Annotated in this window: 20 protein-coding genes and 1 pseudogene; 8 read left to right on the top strand and 13 right to left on the bottom strand. The window is 52.7% G+C overall.

The features are described 5' to 3' along the window. The first annotated feature begins 49 nt into the window (after nucleotides 1-49). Nucleotides 50-1,501: a TrkH family potassium uptake protein gene (locus IE073_RS07465; protein ID WP_189583422.1), complete on the top strand. Its 1,452-nt coding sequence runs from the start codon at nucleotides 50-52 to the stop codon at nucleotides 1,499-1,501. A gap of 29 nt (nucleotides 1,502-1,530) precedes the next feature. Here the strand turns inward: IE073_RS07465 and IE073_RS07460 are convergent, their stop codons facing one another. Together IE073_RS07460 and mscL are read right to left on the bottom strand one after the other, a co-directional pair. Then, nucleotides 1,531-2,475: an Hsp33 family molecular chaperone HslO gene (locus IE073_RS07460; RefSeq protein ID WP_189583419.1), complete on the bottom strand. Its 945-nt coding sequence runs from the start codon at nucleotides 2,473-2,475 to the stop codon at nucleotides 1,531-1,533. Between the two features lie 147 nt (nucleotides 2,476-2,622). Beyond that, nucleotides 2,623-3,033: a large-conductance mechanosensitive channel protein MscL gene (gene mscL / locus IE073_RS07455; RefSeq protein ID WP_189583416.1), complete on the bottom strand. Its 411-nt coding sequence runs from the start codon at nucleotides 3,031-3,033 to the stop codon at nucleotides 2,623-2,625. Nucleotides 3,034-3,189: 156 nt separating this feature from the next. On the opposite strand from mscL, the gene IE073_RS07450 reads away from it, so the two are divergent. Then, nucleotides 3,190-3,645: a VOC family protein gene (locus IE073_RS07450; RefSeq protein WP_189583413.1), complete on the top strand. Its 456-nt coding sequence runs from the start codon at nucleotides 3,190-3,192 to the stop codon at nucleotides 3,643-3,645. Between the two features lie 35 nt (nucleotides 3,646-3,680). Here IE073_RS07450 and IE073_RS07445 read toward each other — a convergent pair whose 3' ends face one another. The 5 genes from IE073_RS07445 to IE073_RS14210 form a co-directional block, all read right to left on the bottom strand. Then, a complete protein-coding gene (locus IE073_RS07445) occupies nucleotides 3,681-3,971 on the bottom strand; it encodes an integration host factor subunit beta (protein WP_189583410.1) in 291 nt (96 codons plus the stop codon). Nucleotides 3,972-4,130: 159 nt separating this feature from the next. After that, nucleotides 4,131-5,825, bottom strand: a complete 1,695-nt coding sequence (gene rpsA, locus IE073_RS07440) for a 30S ribosomal protein S1 (RefSeq protein ID WP_189583407.1) — start codon at nucleotides 5,823-5,825, stop codon at nucleotides 4,131-4,133. 262 nt (nucleotides 5,826-6,087) lie between these two features. Further along, on the bottom strand, nucleotides 6,088-6,654 hold the full coding sequence (locus IE073_RS07435) for a DUF421 domain-containing protein (RefSeq protein ID WP_189583404.1): 567 nt from the start codon (nucleotides 6,652-6,654) through the stop codon (nucleotides 6,088-6,090). Nucleotides 6,655-6,805: 151 nt separating this feature from the next. Then, nucleotides 6,806-7,213 (bottom strand): host attachment family protein, encoded by a 408-nt coding sequence (locus IE073_RS07430; RefSeq protein WP_189583401.1) that lies wholly within the window; start codon nucleotides 7,211-7,213, stop codon nucleotides 6,806-6,808. A gap of 3 nt (nucleotides 7,214-7,216) precedes the next feature. Beyond that, complete coding sequence (locus IE073_RS14210; protein WP_267905566.1) at nucleotides 7,217-7,345, bottom strand: hypothetical protein; 129 nt, start codon at nucleotides 7,343-7,345, stop codon at nucleotides 7,217-7,219. Between the two features lie 67 nt (nucleotides 7,346-7,412). On the opposite strand from IE073_RS14210, the pseudogene IE073_RS07425 reads away from it, so the two are divergent. After that, a pseudogene (locus IE073_RS07425) lies at nucleotides 7,413-7,586 on the top strand (GntP family permease); the annotation flags it as partial. On the opposite strand, the gene IE073_RS07420 reads toward IE073_RS07425, so the two are convergent. Continuing rightward, nucleotides 7,583-9,283 carry a formate--tetrahydrofolate ligase gene (locus IE073_RS07420; protein WP_189583398.1) on the bottom strand — a complete coding sequence of 567 codons (1,701 nt, stop codon included), beginning with the start codon at nucleotides 9,281-9,283 and terminating at the stop codon, nucleotides 7,583-7,585. The pseudogene IE073_RS07425 and the gene IE073_RS07420 overlap by 4 nt on opposite strands. Before the next feature lie 161 nt (nucleotides 9,284-9,444). Here IE073_RS07420 and IE073_RS07415 point away from each other — a divergent pair, with 161 nt between their 5' ends. Both IE073_RS07415 and IE073_RS07410 read left to right on the top strand, forming a co-directional pair. After that, entirely contained in the window at nucleotides 9,445-11,496 is a 2,052-nt protein-coding gene (locus tag IE073_RS07415; protein WP_189583395.1) for a DUF2157 domain-containing protein, read from the top strand. Further along, nucleotides 11,493-11,990, top strand: coding sequence for a GDYXXLXY domain-containing protein (locus tag IE073_RS07410; protein ID WP_189583392.1), 498 nt, complete (start codon nucleotides 11,493-11,495; stop codon nucleotides 11,988-11,990). Before IE073_RS07415 ends, IE073_RS07410 begins: the two co-directional genes overlap by 4 nt. 31 nt (nucleotides 11,991-12,021) lie before the next feature. Here the strand turns inward: IE073_RS07410 and IE073_RS07405 are convergent, their stop codons facing one another. After that, nucleotides 12,022-12,339: a TraR/DksA family transcriptional regulator gene (locus tag IE073_RS07405; RefSeq protein ID WP_189583391.1), complete on the bottom strand. Its 318-nt coding sequence runs from the start codon at nucleotides 12,337-12,339 to the stop codon at nucleotides 12,022-12,024. Nucleotides 12,340-12,512: 173 nt separating this feature from the next. Here IE073_RS07405 and dnaG point away from each other — a divergent pair, with 173 nt between their 5' ends. Both dnaG and rpoD read left to right on the top strand, forming a co-directional pair. Continuing rightward, the gene (gene dnaG, locus IE073_RS07400; protein WP_189583389.1) at nucleotides 12,513-14,336 is read left to right on the top strand and encodes a DNA primase; all 1,824 of its coding nucleotides are present in this window, start codon (nucleotides 12,513-12,515) and stop codon (nucleotides 14,334-14,336) included. Nucleotides 14,337-14,449: 113 nt separating this feature from the next. Then, complete coding sequence (rpoD, locus tag IE073_RS07395) at nucleotides 14,450-16,465, top strand: RNA polymerase sigma factor RpoD (protein WP_189583387.1); 2,016 nt, start codon at nucleotides 14,450-14,452, stop codon at nucleotides 16,463-16,465. Between the two features lie 32 nt (nucleotides 16,466-16,497). Here rpoD and IE073_RS07390 read toward each other — a convergent pair whose 3' ends face one another. After that, complete coding sequence (locus IE073_RS07390; RefSeq protein ID WP_189583385.1) at nucleotides 16,498-17,226, bottom strand: hypothetical protein; 729 nt, start codon at nucleotides 17,224-17,226, stop codon at nucleotides 16,498-16,500. A gap of 129 nt (nucleotides 17,227-17,355) precedes the next feature. Between IE073_RS07390 and IE073_RS07385 the strand changes: the two genes are divergently transcribed. After that, on the top strand, nucleotides 17,356-20,049 hold the full coding sequence (locus IE073_RS07385) for a DUF2339 domain-containing protein (protein ID WP_189583383.1): 2,694 nt from the start codon (nucleotides 17,356-17,358) through the stop codon (nucleotides 20,047-20,049). On the opposite strand, the gene IE073_RS07380 is transcribed toward IE073_RS07385, so the two are convergent. From IE073_RS07380 to IE073_RS07370, 3 genes are read right to left on the bottom strand one after another with little or no spacing between them, the layout of a single operon-like run. Further along, nucleotides 20,017-20,961, bottom strand: a complete 945-nt coding sequence (locus IE073_RS07380; protein ID WP_189583381.1) for a calcium/sodium antiporter — start codon at nucleotides 20,959-20,961, stop codon at nucleotides 20,017-20,019. The genes IE073_RS07385 and IE073_RS07380 overlap by 33 nt on opposite strands. A gap of 5 nt (nucleotides 20,962-20,966) precedes the next feature. After that, nucleotides 20,967-21,881, bottom strand: coding sequence for a DUF4349 domain-containing protein (locus IE073_RS07375; RefSeq protein WP_189583379.1), 915 nt, complete (start codon nucleotides 21,879-21,881; stop codon nucleotides 20,967-20,969). Further along, the gene (locus tag IE073_RS07370; protein WP_189583376.1) at nucleotides 21,881-24,748 is read right to left on the bottom strand and encodes a M16 family metallopeptidase; all 2,868 of its coding nucleotides are present in this window, start codon (nucleotides 24,746-24,748) and stop codon (nucleotides 21,881-21,883) included. Before IE073_RS07370 ends, IE073_RS07375 begins: the two co-directional genes overlap by 1 nt. Nucleotides 24,749-24,795 lie beyond the last annotated feature (47 nt).

Genomic DNA, 24,795 nt, shown 5'->3' with positions numbered 1-24,795 from the left:
TGCTCGATGTGGACTTCCCTTGGCGGGTCCTTCGGGTTACGGCAACGTCATGCCAGATTTGCGCCCAGTCTTTTTCGTGATCGGCCTGATGAGTGCCGCGCTGGGCATTCTGATGTTTATTCCAATGTTGGTTGATCTGTTTGATGAAGCCCGCGCTTGGCAAGCGTTTGGCATCGCGGGCGGTATCACAACCCTTTTCGGCACGCTTCTGGCGACCATCACCTATACGCCTAATCCGGACCTAAGAGCGCGGGGCGCATTTGTGTTGACGGTGTTTTCCTGGCTAACCCTTTCGATTCTTTCGGCTTTGCCGTTCCTCTTTGAACCCATCAACCTTTCCATCACCGATGCACTGTTTGAATCCACATCTGGTATAACAACGACGGGCGCGACGATTTTGACGGGTCTGGATGATATGCCGCGCGGCGTTCTGATGTGGCGTGCTCTGCTACAATGGATTGGGGGCGTGGGTATTATTGTCACCGCGATGGCGGTTCTGCCTATGTTGAAAGTTGGCGGGATGCAGTTGTTCCGCCTCGAGAGTTCAGACATGGGCGAGAAAATTCTGCCGCGTGCTGCCAGTTTAGCGATCGGGATTTCTCTGGTTTATCTTACGCTGACGCTCCTGTGTTTTGCTGGATATATGCTGACCGATATGAATTGGTTTGATGCCTTAGCGCATGCAATGACAACATTGGCCACGGGTGGCTATTCAACGTCAGATGCGTCAATGGGCGGCTTTATGGATAGCGGCGCTGATATTGTAGCTGTCGTCTTTATGATCGCAGGCGGCATGCCCTTCGGCATTTACCTGCTGATGACAACACGCGGAGATTGGGGCGCGCCGCTGCGTGACAGTCAGGTCAGGGCATTTTTGACCGTCATCACATGCTTAATCGCGATCATGACTTTATTCTTGCTTCTATCAGATCAGTTTGAGTTTAGCCGTGGGCTGCGCCTCGCGGCATTCAACACCGTTTCGATTGTGACGGGCACGGGATATGCCACCACGGATTATGCATCATGGGGCCCGTTTGCTGTTTCAGCCTTTTTTGCTTTCATGTTTATCGGAGGCTGCGCGGGGTCTACCGCCTGTTCGATCAAGATTTTTCGCTATCAGGTCGCTTTTGAAGCCTTGCGCAATTATTTGTTCAGAATGCCGCGTCAACATTCCGTTGTGCCCATGCGCTATGGTGGCAGGCCTTTGCCGCCATCAGTTGTCTACTCGGTGATGAGCTATTTCTTTGTCTTTTTTCTGACTTTTGTTGTCACAGCAATTTTGCTGTCTCTAATTGGATTAGACCCGATCACGGCTTGGTCGGGCGCGGGTAGTGCGGTGGCCAATGTTGGGCCTGGTTTGGGGGATATAATTGGACCTTCGGGCACCTACCAAGACCTCCCGGGCACGGCCAAATGGATACTTCTAACCGCGATGATTATTGGACGCCTTGAAATCGTCACCGCTCTGGTTCTGCTCACGCCCGCCTTCTGGCGCAGCTAGCAAGCAAAATCATTGCTCTCCGTAGTTACCTAGGCTTTGCCGATTTCGGTAAGGGGGAACTCGTAGTCTGTCGCGCAAAACTCGCAATTGGCGGAGATAATCCCGTCTTTGGCCATATCGTCGATGGCGGTCTGATCGAAACTCTTCAACGTATTCAGGAGACGTTTGCGTGAACATTGACATTTTGCCGCCACATCATTGCTCTCGACAAGTCGAACGCCATCTTCATGGAAGAGGCGATAGAGCAAGCGGTTTGTGGACAATTCGGGGTCGATAAGTTCTGCATCTGTCAGGGTTTTGAACAGCGTTTGCGCCGTTTCCCATGGCGGCGTTGCATCTGGACGTGCCGTGTCATCTGCAATTTTTTGAATCATAATGCCGCCACCTGTCCAGTGCGCGCCAGCTTCATCTACCGCTTGACCACAGGCGAGGTGAATTCGGGTCGGAACTTGCTCTGACTGATTGAAGTAATGTTCGGCGCATACAGATAAACTATCGCCATCAATCCCGGCCACACCCTGATATTGGTCCATATCTGGACCTTGGTCGATGGTCATCGAAAAAGTGCCTTTTCCCAAGAGGGCCTGTGCACCTGGCGTACGGTTATCCAATTCAATTTCTTTCAGTCTTGTCTCATCCCATCGCGCATAGCCCCGCACATGACCATCGGTCGTACAATCTGCCATGAGTAAGCTAACGGCGCCTTCATTTTTGCCGTGACATTGCACAACAATCCGTCCGTTGAACTTAAGGGATTGAGCGACAAGCGCGCCTGTCATCATCGCTTCGCCTAAGAGACGTGCAACGGAGTCAGGATAGCGGTCTTCACCGTTAGGGCGCAGCGCCTTTTCCAGCGCAGGTCCCAGTTTGATGGCGCGACCGCGCACAGGCTGATGGTCCAGTTGGAAGACCGTGACAGTGTCGACAGTGTTCGCGTCAAGTTCGGTGGGTGTATCTGAGGTCAGTTTGGTCATGAGCGGGCATGTGGGGCAGGTCGCGGCGATATGCAAGACATCACACTGTTATCGAAACTTCAGACAGCAAAAAACCCGCCCAGACCGTTTCGATTTTATACGAAAGGGCCCAGACGGGTTCTCTATATTTCTGGTATTAGGCTGGCGCTATGACTTGGCGAGAAGGTCGCGAATTTCAGCTAGCAACACTTCGTTGGCTGGCGGAGCCGCTGGAGCAGCTTCTTCTTCGGCTTTCTTAGTCTTGTTCATGCCTTTAATGATCATAAACATCACGAATGCGACGATTATGAATGAGATAAGCGCGGTAAGAAAATCACCGACATTCACGATAACCGCAGGTTCAACAACAGTGTCGCCGTCCATCACAGCTTCGGACATTGTGTACTTCAAGCTGGCCAGATCAATGCCGCCCAAGATTGGGCTGATCAATGGCATGAAGACGCCATCAATGAACGACTTTACAACCGTACCAAAGGCCGAGCCCATAACGAAGCCAACGGCCATATCGACAAGGTTGCCCTTCATCGCAAATTCTTTAAATTCTGAAATCATTCCCATGGTATTTTCCCTCAATGAAATTTCACCGAACCCCCGTTCGGCAATCGGGCACTAAGTCGCATGTTGACTAGGGTAACGTCAATGTAGTTAATCGATCCTTTCAATGTTGTTCATGTTCCGTGCAGAATAACGTCTCGCACTCGAAAGTGATGTCCTATGCAATTTCTCCACACGATGCTGCGCGTTTCTGATTTGGATGGGGCACTCGCATTTTATTGCGATGGCCTCGGTTTGGTCGAGACCCGACGTTATGAGAACGAGAAGGGTCGTTTTAGCCTAATCTTTCTGGCTGCACCTGCAGATGTTGAGCGTGCGAAAACAGACCAAGCCCCGCTTATCGAGCTGACCTATAATTGGCCTGCAGAAGACGGTACGACAGAGACGCTCACTGGGGGACGAAATTTTGGGCATTTGGCATATCGCGTTGAGGATATTTACGCGACTTGCGCGCATCTTCAATCGCAAGGTATCACGATTCTACGTCCTCCGCGCGACGGTCACATGGCCTTTGTCCGCAGCCCTGACGGGGCGTCCGTTGAGCTGTTGCAAACGGGCGAAAATCTTGCACCGCAAGAGCCGTGGGCGTCGATGGAAAATACGGGTGAGTGGTAGTCGCTTAGTTAAACGACAAATCGGATCGTTTGGGTTTATTTTTTAGAGGCCGCATCAATACGATGGCGCAGCTCTTTCCCTGTGCGGAAGAACGGGACGTGTTTGCTTGGCACTTGAACCGTTTCGCCTGTGCGAGGATTACGTCCTGCACGGGCTTTGCGTTCCCTTACGGAAAATGCGCCAAATCCGCGTAATTCGACGCGCGCGCCAGCTTCGAGGGTTTGCGTGATCGTCTCAAGCACGACGGCAACCAATCGTTCCATATCACGACGTGTTAGATGTTGATTTTCGGCGTGGAGGGTGTCGATGAGTTCGGATCTAAGCATGGGCTCTTTAATCAGGAGAGGCCTTGGGTCGTCAACGAAAAACCGTCCTGAATTGTTAGATAAGCATAAAAAAAAGCCCCCGTTACAGGGACTTTCATGGTTAATGAGGGCTTAATCTGTACCAAATTGATCCAAATTAAGCCGAGAAGGGGTAAGGCCCTAGTTGTCGCCTTTCAAAGCGGCGCCCAGGATATCGCCGAGGGACGCACCGGAGTCTGCTGACCCGTATTGCGAAACGGCTTCTTTTTCTTCCGCGATTTCCAGTGCCTTGATTGACAGCTGATAATCATTGCGAGCCCGGTTGGCGCGCGTGATCATGGCATCAACCTTGTCACCGACAGCGAAACGTTCCGGACGCTGCTCAGAGCGCTCACGGGACAGATCACCTTTACGGATGAAGGCTTTAACGTCGTTCTCTTCGCCAAAGGTAACGTCGAGGCCAGCAGGCTGAACATTGGTGACTGTACATGTGACAGTTGCACCGCGGTTGGCACCTGTTGCGCCAGCAGGCGCTGTGTCTTTGACCAATTGCTTGATGCCGAGAGAGATACGCTCTTTGTCGATATCGACTTCGAGGATCTTGGCTTCGACTTCGTCGCCTTTTTTGTAGTCAGCCAAAGCTTCTTCGCCGGACTTGTCCCAGGACAGGTCTGACAAATGCGCCATGCCGTCGATGTCGCCGTCCAGTCCAATGAACAGACCGAACTCTGTGATCGAGCGGACTTCGCCTTTGACAACGGAACCAAGTGGGAAACGGTCGGAGAAATCGTCCCAAGGGTTCGACTGAACCTGCTTGATACCAAGGGAGATGCGACGCTTCTCTTGATCGACGTCGAGAACTTCGACTTCGATTTGCTGAGATGTAGAGACGATCTTGCCTGGGTGGATGTTTTTCTTTGTCCAAGACATTTCGGACACGTGAACCAAACCTTCGACGCCTTCTTCCAGCTCGATGAATGCACCGTAATCGGCGATGTTCGTAACTGTACCTGTGTGGCGTGTACCTGGTGTGTATTTCGCAGCAGCTGCGTTCCACGGATCTTCCTGAAGCTGCTTCATGCCGAGGCTGATGCGTTGTGTTTCAGGGTTAATGCGGATGATCTTAACAGCAACCGTATCGCCAACGTTTAGAACCTGGCTTGGGTGGCTGACGCGGCGCCAAGACATGTCTGTAACATGCAAGAGGCCATCGATGCCGCCGAGGTCGACGAATGCGCCGTAATCTGTGATGTTCTTGACAACGCCGTCGCGTGTTTCGCCTTCTTTAAGTTGACCGACGAGTTCTGCACGTTGCTCTGCACGGCTCTCTTCGAGGATCGCACGGCGGGAAACAACGATGTTACCACGTGAGCGGTCCATCTTCAGAATCATGAACGGCTGTGTTTGACCCATCAAAGGACCAATGTCGCGAACTGGACGGATGTCGACTTGTGAACCAGGCAAGAAAGCATTGATGCCGCCGAGGTCAACTGTAAAGCCACCTTTAACGCGGCCAACGATTTCGCCGTTAACTGGCTCTTCGCCTTCGAAGAATTTGTGCATCTTGACCCAAGCTTCTTCGCGGCGCGCTTTATCGCGGGACAAAACGGCTTGGCCAAGGGCGTTTTCGATACGCTCAAGATAGATATCAACTGTATCGCCAACTTTAGGCATTGTGTCTTCGCCGGGAGTGAAGAATTCACGCGCGTCGATGCGGCCTTCAGTTTTTAGACCGATGTCAACAATGACAACGTCTTTTTCAATGCCAGTAACAAGGCCGGATACGACTTTGCCTTCTTGCATTGGGGAAGCCTCGATAGCAGCTTCGAACATGGATGCAAAATCATCCATTGTGGGGTTCATAGAATCGGACATGTAAGGGGTAGTCTCCAACAATAGGGTCCTGCCGATAGCGCATTCTTGCGACTACGGACTAGCTCGGCCAATCCGAGCGTAAAGAAATGACCTATGCGAAAGGTGGAGTGCCGATCTAAGAGGTCGCGCGGCCTATAGGGGAGGGCGGCCAAATAGGCAAGCTAACAACTGTATCCGAAGGATAGGATTTGTTCGCAGACTTGTTGCGGTCTCAACATATTCTCTAGAGTGGTAAATGCGAAAGCTCAGAGCTCATCAAGCGTTAGGGCTTGGCGGGCTTTGGGTATTTACGGACGATACGTTCGGACGCCGTAATGTTTTCAAATATTTCAGGAGAAATGTGTTTCTGATTTCCTGTGTGAAGCACGGATACATCGCCCGTTGTTTCGGCGATCACGGCAATGATTTGGTCGGTGTGGAAAACGTTAGCTTCTCTCAATTTGGCATATAGATCATCTTCAGAAATACGCGCCGCGCGCATCTGGTCCTGTTGAATTTCCGAGCCCACCATGATGACGCGTGGCGAATTACTCACGAGGGTTTCAAAGAAGTCCCATCTTTGCCTGACAGTTGCCATCAACATTTGGACCGCAAACACGAAAGATAGTGCCAAAAGACCCTGCGCAACGCTGGGATTTTCTGACATGATTATCCCGCCAAAGATCGAGCCAATTGAAACGGTGACGGCGAAGTCAAAGCCGCTCATTTTTGAAAAACTACGAACGCCGCTCAGTCGTGTTAAAACGACGAGACCGGCGTAGGCGAGAACAACCGTTAGAAAAATTACTGGAATTTTCTCCAGATCAACGGCGAGCCAATCTTTAAGCACTACGCTTTACCGCCATCAGTATTTTTACGAATAACTTTTTGTACGACGACCGTGATGAGTGCGGCTGTAATGGTGCGGGCTAAAAAACGCATTTGAAACTCCTTCGGACGCGCTCAATTTAAATGAGCGCGCCAAGCTACTATTGTTAAAATTAATGAGCCGCCATGTGAGCAGCGATAGATTTTTCGACATCATCTGTCGGTGAGTTGATCAAAGTTTTATCGATCTCAGCTAAGATTTTGTCTTGCACCTCTTTGTGGAGAAGCGGGCGGATTTCACCCAAAGTCTCTGGATCTGCCGTCAGGACCAAGTCGTTAAACTTACCGGCGTGCGCCATGGAATAGAGTCGCTCTGCAATCTGTTTGCTGAAGGTCGCTTCCATGGATTCTTGCGGCGAGCGCTCAGGTGGCGATTTACCCGATGGGCCTTCGCTGGCTAAGTCTTGCGGAAACCAGTCTTCCGTTTTCTTCAATCGATTTCCGTTGAAGCGAAAGAGTTTAGCTTCTTCACCTGTGGCGAGAATGACGAGTGTGTTTTGTGGAAGCGTTAAATCAGTCATGATTTACTCCTCTTCCTCGCCAGTATTTTGTGCGAGATTGTCTTGGGACTCGACATGTGGAGTGTCATCGCGGTGCAAGGCGCCTCTCTTTTTTTCAGACGATTTGAGGGGAACGTTTTTTTCGTCAGTCATGTGTCTCTCCTATATATTGGTACTTAATTAAGTCTCAGCCTCCCTCTTTGTTCCCATAATTATGTTCTCGACTTCATTCTCGGGCGGTTTTGATTCCCTGCCGCATTGCGGTGCGGTGATCGCGATGCTGACCATTACCGGATTGACGCATAAGGAAGCTTATAAAGACGTCGGCGTTGTGACCGTGATCATTCCCGTGATCGCGACTTTGGCCTCTATTGTCTTAGCGATGGTGACCTAAGCCAACCCGATAATCTGCCCGTCGTCATCAAGTCCGATGTCTAAGGCGGCGGGATGACGGGGCAGGCCCGGCATGCGCAAGATCGTGCCGCAGATCGCAACAACAAATCCCGCACCCGCGTTCAAAGTCGCGTCGCGAACCTCGACAATGTGATCGCATGTTGCGCCCAACTGAGTGGGGTCGGTAGAAAAGCTGGCTTGGGTCTTAGCGATACAGATCGGCAAATGTCCAAAGCCCATCTTCTCGATGGATTTGAAGGCCGCAGCGGCTTCCTTCGACACGGCGATATCTGTCGCACGGTATATTTTTTTGGCAACTTTTTGGACTTTTTCAGTGAGGCTGTCGCTGTCTTTATAGGTGAGTTTGAGATCAGTTTTCGGCGCGTCGAGGCGGGCTTGCACCGCGCGGGCTAAATCCTCTGCACCCGCACCGCCTTCGGCCCAGTGGCGAGAAATCACCATCTCTACATTTTCGGCATCGCAGGCTTTGCGCACCTCCTCAATTTCAGCGTTCGTATCGTGAACAAAATGGTTCAGCGCCACGACGGGGGTCAGTCCGAATGTCTTCATATTTTGAATATGTCGTTGCAGGTTCACGCAACCATCTCGGACGGCGTCGACATTCTCTTTCCCTAATTTGGTTTTCTTCACCCCGCCTTGCATTTTCATTGCGCGCACGGTGCAGACCAAGACCAGCGCATCAGGACGCAAACCTGTCTGGCGGCATTTAATATTGAGAAATTTCTCTGCGCCTAAGTCCGCTCCGAAACCGGCCTCGGTGACAACGACATCCGCGAGCTTTAGCGCAGCTTGCGTGGCGACGACGCTATTGCAGCCATGTGCAATATTGGCGAAAGGCCCGCCGTGGATAAAGGCCATATTTTGTTCGATGGTCTGGACAAGGTTGGGCTGAAACGCATCTTTGAGCAGGACTGTCACCGCGCCATCTGCGCCAAGGTCACGAACGGTTACGGGGGCTTTTTTACGTGTCTTTGCGATGATGATATCGCCAATGCGGGCTTGCAAATCCTTCAGATTCGTCGCGAGGCAGAAAATTGCCATAATTTCCGACGCGACCGTGATATCGAAACCATCTTCACGCACGACGCCCTCTGTCGGACCGCCCATGCCGATGGTGATATTGCGCAGGGCCCGATCATTCATATCAATCGCGCGACGCCAAGATATGCGGCGTGGGTCGATATCTAGCGCGTTACCCCATTGCAGATGATTATCCAGCATCGCGGAGATCAGGGCGTGAGCGGATGTAATGGCGTGAAAATCCCCATTAAAATGCAAATTGATATCTTCCATTGGAATGACTTGCGCGCGCCCACCGCCTGCCGCGCCGCCCTTCATGCCAAAGACGGGGCCGAGCGAGGGTTCGCGCAAACAGACCATGGTTTTAAGCCCGATACGGTTTAGGCCATCGGTCAAACCGACACTCGTCGTTGTCTTACCTTCACCCGCAGGCGTTGGTGTCACTGCGGTGACCAACACCAGTTTACCGCTGGGTTTGTTCGACAGTGATTGAATATAGTCGAAACCGAGTTTCGCTTTAAAATGTCCATAGGGCACCAGCGCTTTTGCTGGGATATCAAATTTTGTTTCCGCTAGCGGCACAATTGGTGCCATCACAGCCGCACGGGCTATGTCAATATCTGGCGCACCTGGCGCGGGCAAATTGTCATGTGTCATATGAAGATTTCGGCTATGGCGGTGAAATTTCGAATGACTGAAAATGACAGAGGCATCAAGTCTGCGAGATTAAATAGACGGGGACCACATTTTAAGCCTCCGGAAATCTCATTTGCTAATCACAAGTTTTGGCCATAGCGTCCACCTATGAGAGTTTTCCTATGACGAATATCGCAGCTGTCACATCAGAGGATGTCCCGACCCTCATCGAGGGTGGCGCTTTGCGGCCACAGCAATATTTAGACGCGGTTTCCGTTTTGCGCGATGGCGCATTTTGGAAAATATGGGCGATCCGCGCGCTTCTTGCGATCGCGGTTGGTCATATCCTCTCGGGTATCATCTTTTTCTTCGCGTTTAATTGGGACGACCTCTCTGGTATGGCGAAATTCGCGACAGTCGGCGGCGGGATATTAGCCTGCCTTCTGGCGTGGATAGTCGCGCGGCTTGACAGCCCGGCGGGCCAAGCCTTCGGGATTGGGGCGACTGTTCTGGTCGGCGTTATGTTTGCCGTTTTGGGTCAAGTCTATCAAACGCCTGCCTTGATCCACACACCTTTTGTTTTCTGGGCGATCTTGACGCTGCCCTTTGCATTGGCGTCACGTAATTTGGCGCATTGGGCGGTGTGGTTGGTTATTCTGACCGTTGCGGTCACGACATTTGCGAACTCAGGCTTACGTCTGGCGGGGAACCATTTCGCAGCCAATCTGCTTAACCTTGCCGTATCTGCGGGATGCATCTTAGGTCTAGGGGTGTTGGATAAATTCATCGCACCACGTCTGGCCTGGGCGCGAGCGGAGTGGTTCCGCGTTCTCTTGGTTTTAGGCGCGGTTGGGTTTGCATTCGTCGGATTTACAGAGAGTTTTTGGGATATGGATGATGGGCTTTGGCTCTTGGCCGTTGCTCTCATTATTGGCTTGGTGGCTTACCTGTATCAAATGAGACCTAGTCTCGCGACATTGGCGCTTGCAAGCTTTGGTCTCTTCATCCTTATCGCCCAGTTCGGGTTTAAGCTGTTTGAGGAGATCAGCGACGGTACAGGTATTTTTCTCCTCGTCTTTCTCTGGCTCGGCGGCTTAACGGTTGGCCTCGTCGCGGCGTTTCGCCATTTTGTGAAACGATTCAAAGCGCCCGCGAAGGCCCGATCAACCGACAGTGAAGACGAAGATGATGCACCTTTTGCTTTGGGGGTTGTCAATTTCGGCAATCAAACAGGGGCAGACCCTGCTTTGGTGTCTGAGGTATTGGCGCGGGAGGCAGAGCGTGATCAGCCTTGGTATATGGAAATGTTTCTCGCTATCGCAGGGGTCCTGACAGCCATTCTAGGCTCGCTCTTTTTCGGGTCATTTGTTGCCTTAATTATGGGGAACGCGGATGAATATATATTTGGTGTCGTTGGCGCGATCATTTTTGCTCTGGCCATTTTTCTCAGACGGCTGACGAAATCTCCTTATCCGCAGCATATCTTAAACACGATGATCATCGTTGGCGGGCTTCTGACGGCATTTGGATTTGGCATCTCCGTCCTGAGCTTCGATGCGACTGTCGGTATGCTCCTGTTCCTGAGTCTTATCGTTTTGGTATTAGTGCGGGACCGAATTCTGGAATTCATGTCGGCAGCAGCAATCATTACACTGATCGGAATCGAAGCCTATCACCTCAAAGTGCCAATGGTCGAAAGCCTGGTTTTGGTGATCGCGACTTGTGTCGGCGTTATCCTTTTGTCGCGGCCGATTGGCACCCGATTATACAAAGCTGCAGGAACGGCCTTGCTAATCGCGCCAGCTATTTTGGGAATTGCGCTGGTGCATATTCAGCGCTGGGACAGTCTCGCAGACGCGTCACGTTTCTCCGATGATTGGCCTGCGCGACTCATCAGTCTCGTCATTTTGCTCGGCGCTGTAATCTATCTAAATCGCGGTAAGGCAGTCGCGGATTTCAATCCGCCCGTGCTAGTCTTGGTGCCACTGGTTGTCGCGGCGGCTTGCGTGCCTTTGGGCGGGGCGTCGGCGTTGCTCTTGATCTTGACGGGTTATATTTTGGGCTCGCGGAGCTTGGCGCTGATCGGGACGGGGCTGCAAATCTACTTCCTGACCATGTTTTATTACGATCTGAGCTTGGATCTTCTGACGAAATCCATTGTGCTCTTCGTGTCGGGTCTTGTTTTCCTCGGCGTTTGGGTTTTCGTCAATCGTCGCGTGGAGGTCTTATCATGAGCATTTTACGTTACGGCTTGATTGGCCTGGGTGCGCTGGGCATTGCAGGCCTTTTTGGGAGCCAAATCCAAACGTTGGAAACCATCAAGATGGAAGGTGAAACTGTCTTGCTAGATCTTCGCCCCGTCGACCCGCGCGCGCTGATGATGGGGGATTTTATGGCCTTGGCTTATGCCGAAGAAGCTTCACGGGAGCTGCCGGATGATTTGCCGCCATCTGGACAATTTGTGCTGACGCTAGATGCAAAGAAAGTTGGCCGCTTTGCCCGGCTCGCAGACGAGCAAGCCTTAGAGAATGGGGAAATACGTATAAATTATATTCGGCAGCGCCGCGGCGTCACCTTTGGCGCGCCGCGATATTATTTCCAAAATGGTACCGCCGAAATCTATGAACAGGCCGATTACGGCATATTCCGTGTTTCCCCCTCAGGCCGTGCCATATTGGTCGGTCTGGCCGATGAGGACTTCAAAGAAATTAAGCCGCCGTCGCTTTAGGCGGTCTCGTTGGTCGGTCTCGCCAAATAGATCAGGGCGCGTGAGTTTTGCAGAAGGGCGTGTGCGGCAGCGTTTTCAATCTCTCGGCGTCGATTGGGTCGCCACAGGTCACGCAGTCACCAAAACTGCCATCCTTGATTCTACCAAGGGCAGCATCAATAGCGCGAATTTCGCTTTGAGCCATTTCATCAAGATCATCCAAGACCTCTAGATTGCTGACCTCTCCGCTATCCCCGTCAAAGGGCTCGTCGCCTGAGTGTTCAAATTGATCCTCAATATCCTCCGACTTACCTGTTAGATAAGCGCGGCGGTCCGTAAGAACTTTTTTAAAATGGGATAGATCAGTCATAAATACTCGCTTTCATATGTAGGAACGCGGGTCGGTCCATTTGGTTCAATTCGAAAGAACAGATTTGCGCTGCCTACTTCTCTACATAGTGAGCGTTAAGGGGCGAGTTATCAACATCATATCGACTCCGCTCTCGACTCGCTATCGCGGGGGAAAGCCCTTAAGTTGAGATTATGAAATTTGGCGATAATTTTCTGGAGGAGTTGAAAGCGCGCGTTCGCCCGTCTGACGTTGTCGGCCGCCATGTGAAGCTGAAACGTCAAGGCCGCGAATTTGCGGGTCTCTCGCCCTTTACGAATGAACGTACGCCCAGCTTTTTCGTCAATGATGAGAAGGGGTTTTACCACTGCTTTTCCAGTGGCAAACATGGGGATGCGATATCGTTTTTGATGGAAGTCGAAGGTCTGTCTTTTCCAGAGGCCGTCGAAACCCTTGCTGGAATGGCAGGCATGGAGATGCCGAAGGCTGACCCGCAAGCCGAGGCCCGCGCCGCGCGCAACAAAGAGACCATCTCTTGGATGGAGCGCGCACAGGAGTTTTTTGAGAAGACCCTCTATCGCACGGATGGCGCTGCCGCGCGCGACTACCTGACCAATCGTGGGCTAAGCAAAACGGCTGCTAAAGCTTTTGGCATGGGCTTCGCGCCCGATAACTTTTCCGCGTTGAAAGATGAGTTGATTGCTCAAGGCGCAATGCCAGCTCAGCTGATTGAAGCCGGCTTATTAGTGGAGCCTGAAGATCGTTCGCGCGATCCATGGGATCGGTTCCGCGATCGGATCATGTTCCCGATCCATGATGGTCGGGGGCGACTGGTGGCCTTTGGCGGACGAGCGATGGCCAAAGACGCGAAAGCGAAATATCTCAATAGTCCAGAAACGCCGATTTTCCAGAAGAGCAAGCTGCTCTATAATTACCACCGCGCGCGGCGGTCCTTTTCCGATCCGCAAAATTCTGCACGCGGGTTGATCGTTGCTGAAGGCTATATGGATGTCATCGCGCTCTCGCGGGCAGGGTTCACCCATGCCGTTGCGCCGATGGGCACGGCCCTGACCGAAGATCAGTTAGAACTGCTTTGGCGGGTCGGCCCTGAACCGATCCTTTGTTTTGATGGCGATAAAGCCGGCATCCGCGCGGCGTTTCGCTCGATTGAACGCGCGTTGCCGCTGCTCAAACCAGGTCAAAGCATTCGCTTCGCGATGCTGCCGGATGGGCAAGACCCAGACGACCTGATCCGCGCGTCGGGGCCACCCGCAATGCAACAGGTGTTAGATGCGGCCATTCCCCTGGTGGATATGCTCTGGCGGCGAGAGGTCGAAATCGAACGTCTCGACACGCCCGAAGCCAAGGCCGGCTTGAAATCACGGCTCTATAAGGCGCTGGAGGAAATCAAACATGGTGATGTCCAAGCCCTCTATAAAACCGAACTTCTCGCCCGTTTCGATGCTCAATTTGGCTGGCAAGCCAATCGGGGCAAACGAACGGGAGGAAAAAACACAGGCGAAATCAAAGCCAATAAATCCATGCAAATTGCATCCGCGCAAAAGCTGGCGTCAAATATGCGTGCAGAAACCACCTTAATGGGCGCAATTATTGAGTTTCCAGAGCTTTTAGAGCGCGTCGATGAGCGACTTTTTGAGCTTCAATTCACTCATGCGGCCTGCGCGGCGATACAACGGGGTGTATTGGATTGGTGGAGACAGACGAAAGCGGTTGAAAAGACTCACCTTCTTACACATATACAGGAACAAGGATTGGAACAGGACTACCGTGTTCTGTCCCGTCAGCGGCTCCTGATCAGGGCTGGGATGGGCGGCACGGACGCAACATTGGATGAACGCGCGGCACTCTGGAACGCCCAGGCCGACACCCTATTGGGACAAAATCCACATGAGGCTGACCTGAACGACACCCGCGCGCGATTGGTGGAAACCATATCGGGCGACAACTCGGACGGTATGCACCGTGCGATGCGGGCTTCGAAAGAAGCGCGCGATTAGGAAATTAACAGCCCTTTCGGCTCTGTGAGGATCACACAGAATCGACGGGGCTAACGTTATTTTAAGACCGTCTTTACCATAAGGCGGCCTTAACACGCGAAGGTGGCCAACACATGGGCAAAACTGCCGCGGCTGATAAAGCCCAATCGACTGAAGTCGGATCTGTCGTCAAACGACTGGATTTCGATAATATAGACGTAAAACGTATGATCGTGGAGGCCAAGAAATCTGGTCTGCTGCATACGGATGATCTCAATAAGCATATGAACATCGACGGCATCACTGCCGAAGAGATTGAAATCATTCTTGCACAACTCTCTGACATGGGCATTTCCGTCCATGACCAGAAAGACGAAGAAACGCTGGGGCCGAAAACCCTAGCGCGGACATCGACAACGGCTGTTAAAGGCGGGAACTCGAAAGAGGAACTCGACCGTACAGATGACCCCGTTCGCATGTATCTGCGCGAAATGGGCGTTGTTGAGCTGCTCTCGCGCGAAGGCGAGATTGCGATTGCAAAACGGATTGAAGCTGGCCGGACCACTATGATCCGGGGTTTGTGCGAAAGCGCGCTGACCTTTGAAGCGATCATGATCTGGCGCGAAGAGCTGGAAGAGGGCGAAATTCTCCTCCGCGACATCATTGATCTGGACACAACCTATAACCGTTCCATCGGTAATATTCAGGAAGACCGTTCGGCTTTGGCTGTCCGTCGTGAGAAAATCGAAAAAGGTGAGCTGGAAAAGCAAGAGGGCGATCTTGAGTCCCTTGCCGAAGAACGCAAAACTAAAATGCCCGAGCGGACCTATAAGCCGGGTGAAAAGCCCATCGATGATGATGAGGACGAAGAAGACGATAAGACAAATCTGTCCATGGCCGCGATGGAAGCGGCGCTCCGTGATACAATCATGGAGAAACTGGACCGGATTTCAGAAAACTTTGGACGCTTCCAGAAACTTCAGCAGATGCTCATCAATGCGCGTCTGAACGGCAAAAAGCTACGCAAGCCGCAAGCTGAAGAATATGACGCGATCCAAGAACAGATCATCGTCGAGATCAAAGACCTGCAACTCAACAACGCGCGTATCGATGCGCTGATTGATCAGCTCTACACGATCAACAAGCGTTTTATCTCTCTCGAAGGCAAGCTGATGCGTTTGGCCGATGGGAATGGTGTACCACGTGCAGACTTCTTGACCGCTTATTTGGGCAGTGAATTGAACCCGAATTGGGCTGACGAAATGGCAGGTCGTTCGGAAGCGTGGGATCGTTATCTCGCACGTGAACGTCGTTCGATTGACAAAATTCGCGCCGAAATTGGTGGACTAGCGCAAGAGACCGGCGTGCCTGTCGATGAGTTCCGTCGCATTGTCCAGAAAGTTCAAAAAGGCGAACGCGAAGCTCGCCAGGCCAAGAAGGAAATGGTCGAAGCGAACCTGCGTCTCGTGATTTCCATTGCGAAAAAATACACGAACCGCGGTCTGCAATTCCTCGATTTGATCCAAGAAGGTAACATCGGCTTGATGAAAGCCGTTGATAAATTCGAATATCGTCGCGGTTATAAATTCTCGACCTACGCAACCTGGTGGATTCGCCAAGCGATCACGCGGTCTATCGCGGACCAAGCGCGGACCATTCGTATTCCGGTCCATATGATCGAAACGATCAACAAAATCGTGCGGACGTCGCGTCAAATCCTTCATGAAATTGGCCGTGAACCAACGCCAGAAGAATTGGCGGCAAAGCTGTCCATGCCACTCGAAAAAGTGCGCAAGGTCATGAAAATTGCCAAAGAGCCTATCTCGCTCGAAACGCCAATCGGCGACGAGGAAGATAGCCAACTCGGTGACTTCATCGAAGACAGCAATGCAATCCTCCCGATTGAGGCGGCGATCCAATCCAACTTGCGTGAGACGACCACACGCGTTTTGGCGTCTCTGACCCCACGCGAAGAACGCGTCCTACGGATGCGCTTCGGTATCGGGATGAACACAGATCATACGCTCGAAGAAGTCGGCCAGCAGTTCTCGGTCACCCGCGAACGGATCAGACAGATCGAAGCCAAAGCGCTGCGGAAGCTCAAGCATCCAAGCCGCTCAAGGAAGCTACGGAGCTTCTTGGATCAGTAGAAAATCAAAAGCCTCGCTTCGGCGGGGCTTTTTTATGTCTCACAGTTTTTGATAGTTTGTTCTAAAACAGCCGTGTGGACGAAATCAGTGATGAGATGAAAGCAACCTCCGCCGATGTTTCTTGCATAGCCTGTTTGAAGACAATGTTCGAGTACTTGCTCCTTGTAGTTTTGCTCGAACGCCTTCGCACACTCCTTTTTGCTTCCAACCAATTTGTCGTAGGCTTGTTGGATAGCTAATCTTTGTGGTGAAGAGTATTCCATTCTTTTAATTCTTGGGTCATCCATCAGGTTTATGACTTCAGAGTTGGTGAGTTTATTAATAAAGCGGTCATGTTCATGGCTTAAGGCGCGGCCAAAAGTGAGCCTCACGAAGACCTCGTTTTCAATTTGATCATAGGCTTTGATTGTACGGGGACTCCCGACAAACCCTATGCCCACCGAATTGCCTTCAAATTCATCAATGTTTGCGCTACGATAATTTTTCCCATCATCTTCTTTGATTTCTTTTTTCTTCAATATGCCTCGATACTCTTCAGGGATGTCGCGGGTAAAAGATGAGCCATTCGCTGTGAAATATCGCAGGGGATAATACAGTCCGTTATATGCGGGTCTCAAAGCATGGGTTTCACCGAAATTCGCTTTTTCAAATGGTAGAACGAGTTCATTTCTGACGACATAAAAGCTTGCGATGTAGACTATTCCTAGAAGCGTAAAGCACCCTATTGCGAAAATAAATTTAGATAGGAAACGACGGAACATATTTTCATTTTAGAGAGCTTACCGTTCAGCGTCCAATTTTTTCCAACTCAACTACGGGAACTTCAATAGGTCTATGGCTCGCGCAATTACCGCTTCCCCCAAACCCCATATTCCGCCTAACGTCCCATCATGGAAATGCTTGTAGTTCTCGTTATCGTCGTCATCGGCGTGCTTGTCATTGGCTCTATTATGGGGATGACGGCGTCTGGGCGGATTACCAAGCTGGAGCGGCAGAATCTGAATTTGAATGAACGTATGAAACAGCTGGAAGCCGAGCGCGGGCAGCCCCGAACGGCTCCCGCACCTAAACCAGAAGCTTCGCCAGCCACCCGAAAACCTATTGCGACTCCCGAACGCAAAACCGCGTCTGTCGCGGCTACACAGGTTGCCTCCGTCAAACGTGCGCCAAAGCCAGTTCCCCCTAAACCCGAACCGAAACCCAAAAAACCGACGCGGAATCTCGAAGAGCTTATCGGTGGGCAGTGGTCCGTCTGGGTGGGTGGTTTGGCGCTTCTGGTTGGCGCAGTTTTGCTAATCCGATTCTCAATCGAGGCTGGGTTCTTCGGTCCCACAGCACGTATCGTAATGGCCCTCGGATTGGGTGCCCTTCTGCTGGTTGCGGGGGAGTGGTTGAAACGCTCCGACGAGAAGCTCTTAAAAGGCAAATTGGGTGAGGCGCAAAAGGCGCTGCAATCCAATGCGTCTATCCCGGGATTGCTCTCGGCTGTTGGCGTTTTCAGCCTGCTGGGCGCGACCTATGCGGCCCACGCGCTTTACGGTCTGATTCCGGCGGCGGTCGCCTTTATTGGTCTAGGCGTGATCTCGATTGCAGCCATGGGGCTGTCTCTGCGCCAAGGCCCGCTGCTGGCCGCCATTGGCTTGCTGGCGTCAATGGCGACGCCGCTGTTGATTCAGTCCGATCCCCCGAACTTTGTCGCATTGGTCGGATATTTACTCGTAATCGGGGTCGCCGCCTTGGGTGTCGCGCAGCGCACCAAATGGAGATGGCTCGCGACGGGAACGGTCTTTGGTTGGTTGGGCTGGTCGGCCATGTCGATGAAAGCCGCGACCAATGGGCAGATGGTCCTCTGGGCTATCTTTCTCGCAATTGGGTTTGGGGTCACGGTATGGTGGGCCGAACAGTCCAAGCCGCAAGTCATCCCCAAAGGCGAAGCCAGCCTCGCGCGGCTGGACTTACAGCCAGCATTGGCGCTGTTCTGGGGCGCTGTTGCGGCGCTGTTGGTGGCGAGTGTTGTTGACACCTTATACTTCCGTGATGATGTTTCACCGCTTTCAACATTGTTATTATCGTTCGCCACGATTGCGGCATTACTCGGTGCTGCCGTCGCTCTGAAACGCCAAGGCGCGCATCTATTGACGGCTGGCGTGCTCGCCATATTTTTGACGAGCTACGCGGATGATAATTTTCAGTATCTGATGTTCGGTTCTGCCGTGGCGATTGCGGTCTTACTTGCGTTACGAAAAGCACGCGACGCGGACAGCGAAGGTGAATTCGAAGACCTCGTGGGTCTTTGGCCTGCCGTTGCGGTTGCTCTCGGCCTGGGCAGTGTCGTCGCCTCTTATGTCGAAGGCCCAATGGATGGTGTCGACCGTATCCACGCCGTTTGGGCGTTAGGATATTCTGTGCTCTTCGCCGCCGCAGCGATCTATTTCCAAGCCAAATCACGGCCGCTGATTATGACGATAAGCCTCACTGTCGGCGCAGCACTAGCCTGGGCTTTCGCGGTCAGTGTCGCGTCCAACGGCCTGCCTGTTTCTCTTGGCTATGCCTTGGGCGCGATCATCGCCGTTCTGGCCATTTGGAAATTGCGTCTGTCTGGTGCGCGGTTGGCGTTGCTGGGATTGGTAGGGCTCGTCTTTGCCTATGCGTTCCTGATCCAGTTTCCTGACGGGGAAAGCCTATCAGCGCGGCCCGTGTTAAATGCGCTCTGGGTCTATCTCGCGCTACCCACGGCGATCTTGGGCGGGGCGGGCGCGATTTTGCATCGACGCGACGCTGTGTCCGACCACGACAAACTTCTTAACGGGATCATCGAAGCCGCAGCCCTCGCAGGCCTTGCACTCTTCGCGGTGTTCCAAATCCGCCACCTGTCAAATGGCGGCATTGTGTATGCCGAGAGCCTCGGATTTGCGGAACTGGGTCTGCAAGTTTCAACGGGTCTGTGTTTCACGCTCGCGGGATTGTCGAAACGTTTCGCCGGCAATGTCGTCCTGTCCAAAATGGCAGAAGTGATTTCCTACGTCACGCTTGCGATCTTCGGGCTGGGGTCCTTGTTGGGGCTGTCGCCTTTGTTCAATGACGGGCAAGTCGTGACTGGCAATATCGCCCTAAACTCTCTGACGACCGGCATGTTGGTGCCAACGGTTCTCCTCGGCCTCTGTGCCTGGCGCGCGCGCGGACGGCGACCCGATATCTATATCAATGCGTTGGGCGGATTGGCGCTAGCTGGGGCGATAAGTTGGATGACAGCCATGGTGCGCTTTGGGTTTAACGGCGCGGCGATCGACATTTTCGACATTGGGTTCAGCGATCTCGAGCTTTGGACGATCAGTGCCATCTGGCTCTTGGCGGGTATCGTGCTTTTAGCTCTGGGCGTTTGGAAGCAGGAACGCGCCCTGCGGATCGCCTCTGGAGTTATCATCATTGCGACAGTATTGAAAGCCTTCCTCATCGACATGGCAGGGCTGGAAGGCGTGTTGCGTGCGATGTCCTTTGTGGTGCTCGGTCTTGTCCTGATCGTGATCGGGCGCGCCTATCAGCGCTTTTGGTTAACCGATCGCGCGCAGGACCAACCAAACTAAATAGGCGACATAGGCGAGAACGAGCAACGCGCCTTCCCAACGTTTCAGTTCTTTGTGCGTCAGGGCCAAAATGAACATGGCGGCCGTCGCGGCGCAGAGGATGACCCCATCAAGAATGGAGAACCCACCAACGCTGAATGACATGGGGTGAACCAGCGCCGTGACGCCTAAAATGGCCAATCCGTTGAATACATTTGATCCCACAATATTGGCGAATGCGAGGTCATTTTCGCCGCGTAGGCTGGAAATGATCGCAGCCGTCGCTTCGGGCAGAGAGGTTCCGATACCCACAATTGTGATTCCGATAATGGCTTCGGATACCCCAAAACCGCGCGCGATGTCTGACGCGCCACGGATCAAGGCTTCTGCCCCTAAAACCAAAAGCACGATGCCACCTATTGCAAACAGAAGAGACATCGGGACAGATAATGGCTTGAGGATATCATCGACGACACTCGCCTCCAACTCGGCTTTCAGATCTGCGCGGATGGTCAATGTCATATAGACCACAAATGCCGCGATCAGAACAGCGCCGCCAAGCGGACTGATGCCACCAGCATAGATCCAATAGACCGCCGCCAAGGACCCAAAACTAACGAAGATTGCATCACGGGTGAGACCCCGCATGCGGATCACAATTGGTGAGATCAGGGTCGCGGCCCCCAAGATCATCAAGATATTCGAGATATTTGACCCGACGACATTCCCGAAGGCAATATCAGGCGCGCCCTTAGCCGCGGCGCCAAACGTCGCGACAAATTCAGGCATGGAGGTGCCAAAGCCTATCAGTGTGACGCCGATCAAGGCTTTGGACATGCCAAGGCGTGTCGCCAGCGCGACAGACCCTTTGACCAAAATATCGCCCCCAAAGACTAAGAGGGAAAGTCCGATGAGGACGAAAAGAATGCTCAAGTGGGTTAGCCTTTGTTCGGTTTGGCGGACTGTCTACGCCGCCAAAACCAACGTAGCGTGAACAGACCGGGAATGATGACAAAGATCATCCACGGTAACATGAACGCAACGAATGTAATGACCCCGGCAATGCCCTCGGACACGATACCGACAAAGTCTTTTATCGCTTCACCAATGGGCGAAACGGAACTGCGGCTGACCGCGACACGCTCGCTCGTATAGCTGATATTGACGACTGACATGGAGACGCGGGCGCGAAGCGCTTTCAGGTTTGCTGTGGCGCTTTCGATTTCGCCTTGGACTCGGGCCAACTCGCGTTCCAATGCCAATAAGTCAGGCAGTTTGGCATCGCGTGTCTCTAGCAAATTCTCAAGACGGGTGCGCAAGGTCGTCTGCGCCTTCAGCCGTGCGTCTGTATCAAGCATCGCGCGGGTGAGGTCTTCGACTGACGTGTTGGCATTTTCAATGCGACCATCGACGTCCGATACATCTTGCTTCAGGCCCGCGACAAATGTCTCCAACCATTTCGGTTCAGCGCGCAGGGACAGGTTCGCGCGGATATCCTCGTCAGAATAGCTATTGGTGCTGGAGCCTGTGATCTGGCACTTGGCCGGGCCTGCATCGCGGCAGACTTGCATATGCTTTTCTGAGGTCGCTTTGACAGACGCGGAGGGCATGACGAGGCCATAGGCGTATCGATAGGCGAGATAGACACCCGCTGGGTCAGCGCCGCTGTCGGGTTCATTAGGGGCAGAGGCTTTGCGTGAAAGCTGTGGAGGCGGCGGTGCGCCATTTGGGGCGAAGTCAGCTTCGGCCAAAACCATTGGAGCAGGAGCAACGAAATTTGGTCCATCTTCACACGCGGCGAGTAAACCTACTGCGGCTAGGAAAAAGAGAAAAGTTTTAAAACTAAATTTCACTATTCAATCTCCGTCACAGGCAGACCCAAACTTTTCACGGGTTCCATCTGCGTCGCGGCATCGCCGACGATCAAATATTGCATCGCGTCAGGATTGAGGTGTGTCGCAGCGATCCGTTTGAAATCTGCGAGCGTCATGGCCGCAATAGCCTTGGCGTTCTGCGCGCGGTAATCAGGCGCATAACCATAAGCATCAATCTCGCCCAAGACACCCAGCTTATCGCGCAAGGTTTCCGTCTTCAGCGCTTGTCCGCGCAGCAAGGCATCTTTCAATTCCGCGAGCTGGTCTTCTGTGGTTTCAGGCCCATGTTCGGACAAAATTTTACGGATCAGCTCCAGAGACTCTTTGGTGACATTTGTCCGCACGGATGAAGATACCGCAAATGTTCCATTCTCGCGACTGCCGTCAAAGCCAGAGCGAATACCGTAGGTGTAACCCTTTTCGACCCGCAATTGCGTGTTCAACTTCGACGTATAAATACCGCCGAGTGGGAAGTTCACCGCTTCCGCCAGAGGGTAATCCTTATCCGTCGCGGCCAAGGCCGGACGTGACAGGCGCAGAACGGATTGCTTGGCCCCAGGCACGTCATAGAAATAAATTTGCGCTTCCCCGACAGGCGTGAGGTCCGAACTGACGGCGGGCAGGGTTTTACCTGCACCTAGATCATCTAAATTAAACGCGCTTTCGACGCTGGCTTCTGTGTAATCACCCGCCACGCGAAGGGTTGCCCCATTGAGCGTATAATGGCCCGCGTGGAAGGCTTTCAAATCCTCCAGCGTGATCGCTTCTAAAGCGTCTGCCGATCCATATCCTGTGCCACCCGCGTGATGCAGGGGTGATGTGGAGCTGTAGCGCAGCTCCGCCAATTCGCGACGTGCGATGGAATTGGGATTGCCCTCGGATTGAGTGATGGCTTGGGCGACTTGGTTCTTGAGGGTTGCGAATTCCGCTGCATCCCACCGCGGTTCAAATGTCATCTCTTTGACAAGCGCCATGGTTGCATCGAAATTACGTGACAGCGTTGTGCCAGAAACAAAGGCGCCCGTATTGCCCGCGCTGATGTTAATGGTAGAGCCGAGCGCACCAATCGCTTCTTCCAACTCTGCCGTCGTTTTATTGACGGTGCCTTTGGACAACATATCTGCGGTCATGCCAGCCAGAGCGGGGGCGGTGATCGGATTACGAAGGTGCCCCGCATCCAAACGCAGGGTGAAATTAATGACAGGAATTTCGTCACTGGCGAGACCCAGAACATTTAATCCATTGTCATATTTAGTTTGCCAAATTGTTGGGGACGGCAGGTCATAGCCAGCGCCAAACGCTGGCTCGACTTTGCGATCAAAAGTCGACGGCGTCGGATTTTCAATGACGCGGGCGGCGGGGTCAAATTCTACTGCTGCGCCTTCACCTTCGACAATGACTTCTTCAACGACATCGGCTTTGGCGGAACCTTCAACGCCCAACGCAGGTTCGCCCTTGGGCACAAAGCTGGTAATCACGGCAGGCTTGTCTTTGATATAGGTCTCATAGACGCGCATGACATCGTCACGGGTGACGCCGCGATAGCCAGCAAGATCATCTTTATACGCGCCCGGATTATCGGTGAAGAGGTTATATTCGGACAGGGCGATAGCTTTGTTCAAGGCGCTGTCAAAATTCCCGTAAAAATCGACTTCGATTTTGGCTTTGATCCGATCCAAGTCTTTCTGCGGGATGCCCGTTTCCTCGAAACGTGCGAAGGCGGTGTCGATGGCGGGCATGAGCGCGTCCAAATCCGTACCCGCATTAGACGGCGCGATGAGGTAAAACTCGCCTGCAATTTCAGAGGTGTTCGAAAAAGCGCCAAGACCCGGAGAAAGTTTTTCTTCGTCGACCAATACTTCGTTGAATGGGGCTGTTTTGCCCTCGGTCAAATATGAGCTGAGCATTTCGAGCGCGTAGCTATCGGGGTGATATTGCTCGACTGTTGGCCAGACATGGGTCAGGCGCGGAACGGTCGCGAAATTATCTTCGTGGATCAACTTAATGTCGCTGTCGATTTTCCCCGGGCGCGGGGTGGCGGCACTGACGTCTTGGCCGCGTGGAATCTCGCCGAAATATTTTTCGACAAGGGTTTTGGCCTCGGCCACATCGAAATCACCGCTGATGGTAACGGTTACATTATTGGGGACGTACCACCGCGCGAAGAAGTCTTGCGTGTCCTTCAAGCTCGCGGCGTCCAAATCTTCCAACGACCCGATGACCTGCCAGTTATAGGGGTGATCGGTTGGATAGAGCGCTTTGCCGACGGCATACCAATTATGGCCATAGGGCGCATTATCGACGCGTTGGCGCTTCTCATTTTTGACGACTTGTTTTTCATTGTCGATAACGTCTTGGCTAACAGTTTTAATGAACCAGCCCAGCTTATCCGCTTCGGCCCAGATGACTTTTTCTAGCGCGTCTTTAGGCACGGCTTGGAAATATTGGGTCATATCATTGGTTGTGAAGCCATTCGTGCCTTCGCCGCCAATGCGTGTGTTCATTTCATCAAGCCCGCCATAGCCGAGGTTTTCAGAATCCAAAAACAGCAGATGCTCGAAGAGATGGGCAAATCCTGTGCGACCTTCCGTCTCGCGCGCGGAGCCAACATGGGCCGCGAGGTTGATCGCGACGACAGGGTCAGAACGGTCAACATGGAACACAACGTCGAGGCCATTGTCCAAGGTGATTTTCTCAAAGGCGAGGTCGAGCGCCGCTTCGGATTTGGCAGGCGCTGCGGTGTCCACACTCGCAGGCTGACAAGCGATCAACGCCAGCGGCGCCGCAAAACACAAAAGGCTATTTCGGAAATGTCTTTCTAAATTTTTGGGCAATGTCGATGTCATGAGTGGCTCCATGGATGTCGTGTGTTGGAAGCACGTTACCGAGAGCG

This window comes from Litorimonas cladophorae (assembly GCF_014652455.1).
GTDB classification, from domain to species: Bacteria; Pseudomonadota; Alphaproteobacteria; order Caulobacterales; family Maricaulaceae; genus Litorimonas; species Litorimonas cladophorae.
This window is presented reverse-complemented; position numbering and strand designations above follow the sequence as displayed.

Excerpts from the sequence above, each read along its gene's own strand:
- IE073_RS07465 (WP_189583422.1), top strand. The coding sequence starts at position 50 with ATGCCAGATTTGCGCCCAGTCTTTTTCGTGATCGGCCTGATGAGTGCC.
- IE073_RS07460 (WP_189583419.1), bottom strand. The coding sequence starts at position 2,475 with ATGACCAAACTGACCTCAGATACACCCACCGAACTTGACGCGAACACT.
- mscL (WP_189583416.1), bottom strand. The coding sequence starts at position 3,033 with ATGGGAATGATTTCAGAATTTAAAGAATTTGCGATGAAGGGCAACCTT.
- IE073_RS07450 (WP_189583413.1), top strand. The coding sequence starts at position 3,190 with ATGCAATTTCTCCACACGATGCTGCGCGTTTCTGATTTGGATGGGGCA.
- IE073_RS07445 (WP_189583410.1), bottom strand. The coding sequence starts at position 3,971 with ATGCTTAGATCCGAACTCATCGACACCCTCCACGCCGAAAATCAACAT.
- rpsA (WP_189583407.1), bottom strand. The coding sequence starts at position 5,825 with ATGTCCGATTCTATGAACCCCACAATGGATGATTTTGCATCCATGTTC.
- IE073_RS07430 (WP_189583401.1), bottom strand. The coding sequence starts at position 7,213 with ATGACTGATTTAACGCTTCCACAAAACACACTCGTCATTCTCGCCACA.
- IE073_RS14210 (WP_267905566.1), bottom strand. The coding sequence starts at position 7,345 with ATGACTGACGAAAAAAACGTTCCCCTCAAATCGTCTGAAAAAAAGAGA.
- IE073_RS07420 (WP_189583398.1), bottom strand. The coding sequence starts at position 9,283 with ATGACACATGACAATTTGCCCGCGCCAGGTGCGCCAGATATTGACATA.
- IE073_RS07415 (WP_189583395.1), top strand. The coding sequence starts at position 9,445 with ATGACGAATATCGCAGCTGTCACATCAGAGGATGTCCCGACCCTCATC.
- IE073_RS07410 (WP_189583392.1), top strand. The coding sequence starts at position 11,493 with ATGAGCATTTTACGTTACGGCTTGATTGGCCTGGGTGCGCTGGGCATT.
- IE073_RS07405 (WP_189583391.1), bottom strand. The coding sequence starts at position 12,339 with ATGACTGATCTATCCCATTTTAAAAAAGTTCTTACGGACCGCCGCGCT.
- dnaG (WP_189583389.1), top strand. The coding sequence starts at position 12,513 with ATGAAATTTGGCGATAATTTTCTGGAGGAGTTGAAAGCGCGCGTTCGC.
- rpoD (WP_189583387.1), top strand. The coding sequence starts at position 14,450 with ATGGGCAAAACTGCCGCGGCTGATAAAGCCCAATCGACTGAAGTCGGA.
- IE073_RS07390 (WP_189583385.1), bottom strand. The coding sequence starts at position 17,226 with ATGTTCCGTCGTTTCCTATCTAAATTTATTTTCGCAATAGGGTGCTTT.
- IE073_RS07385 (WP_189583383.1), top strand. The coding sequence starts at position 17,356 with ATGGAAATGCTTGTAGTTCTCGTTATCGTCGTCATCGGCGTGCTTGTC.
- IE073_RS07370 (WP_189583376.1), bottom strand. The coding sequence starts at position 24,748 with ATGACATCGACATTGCCCAAAAATTTAGAAAGACATTTCCGAAATAGC.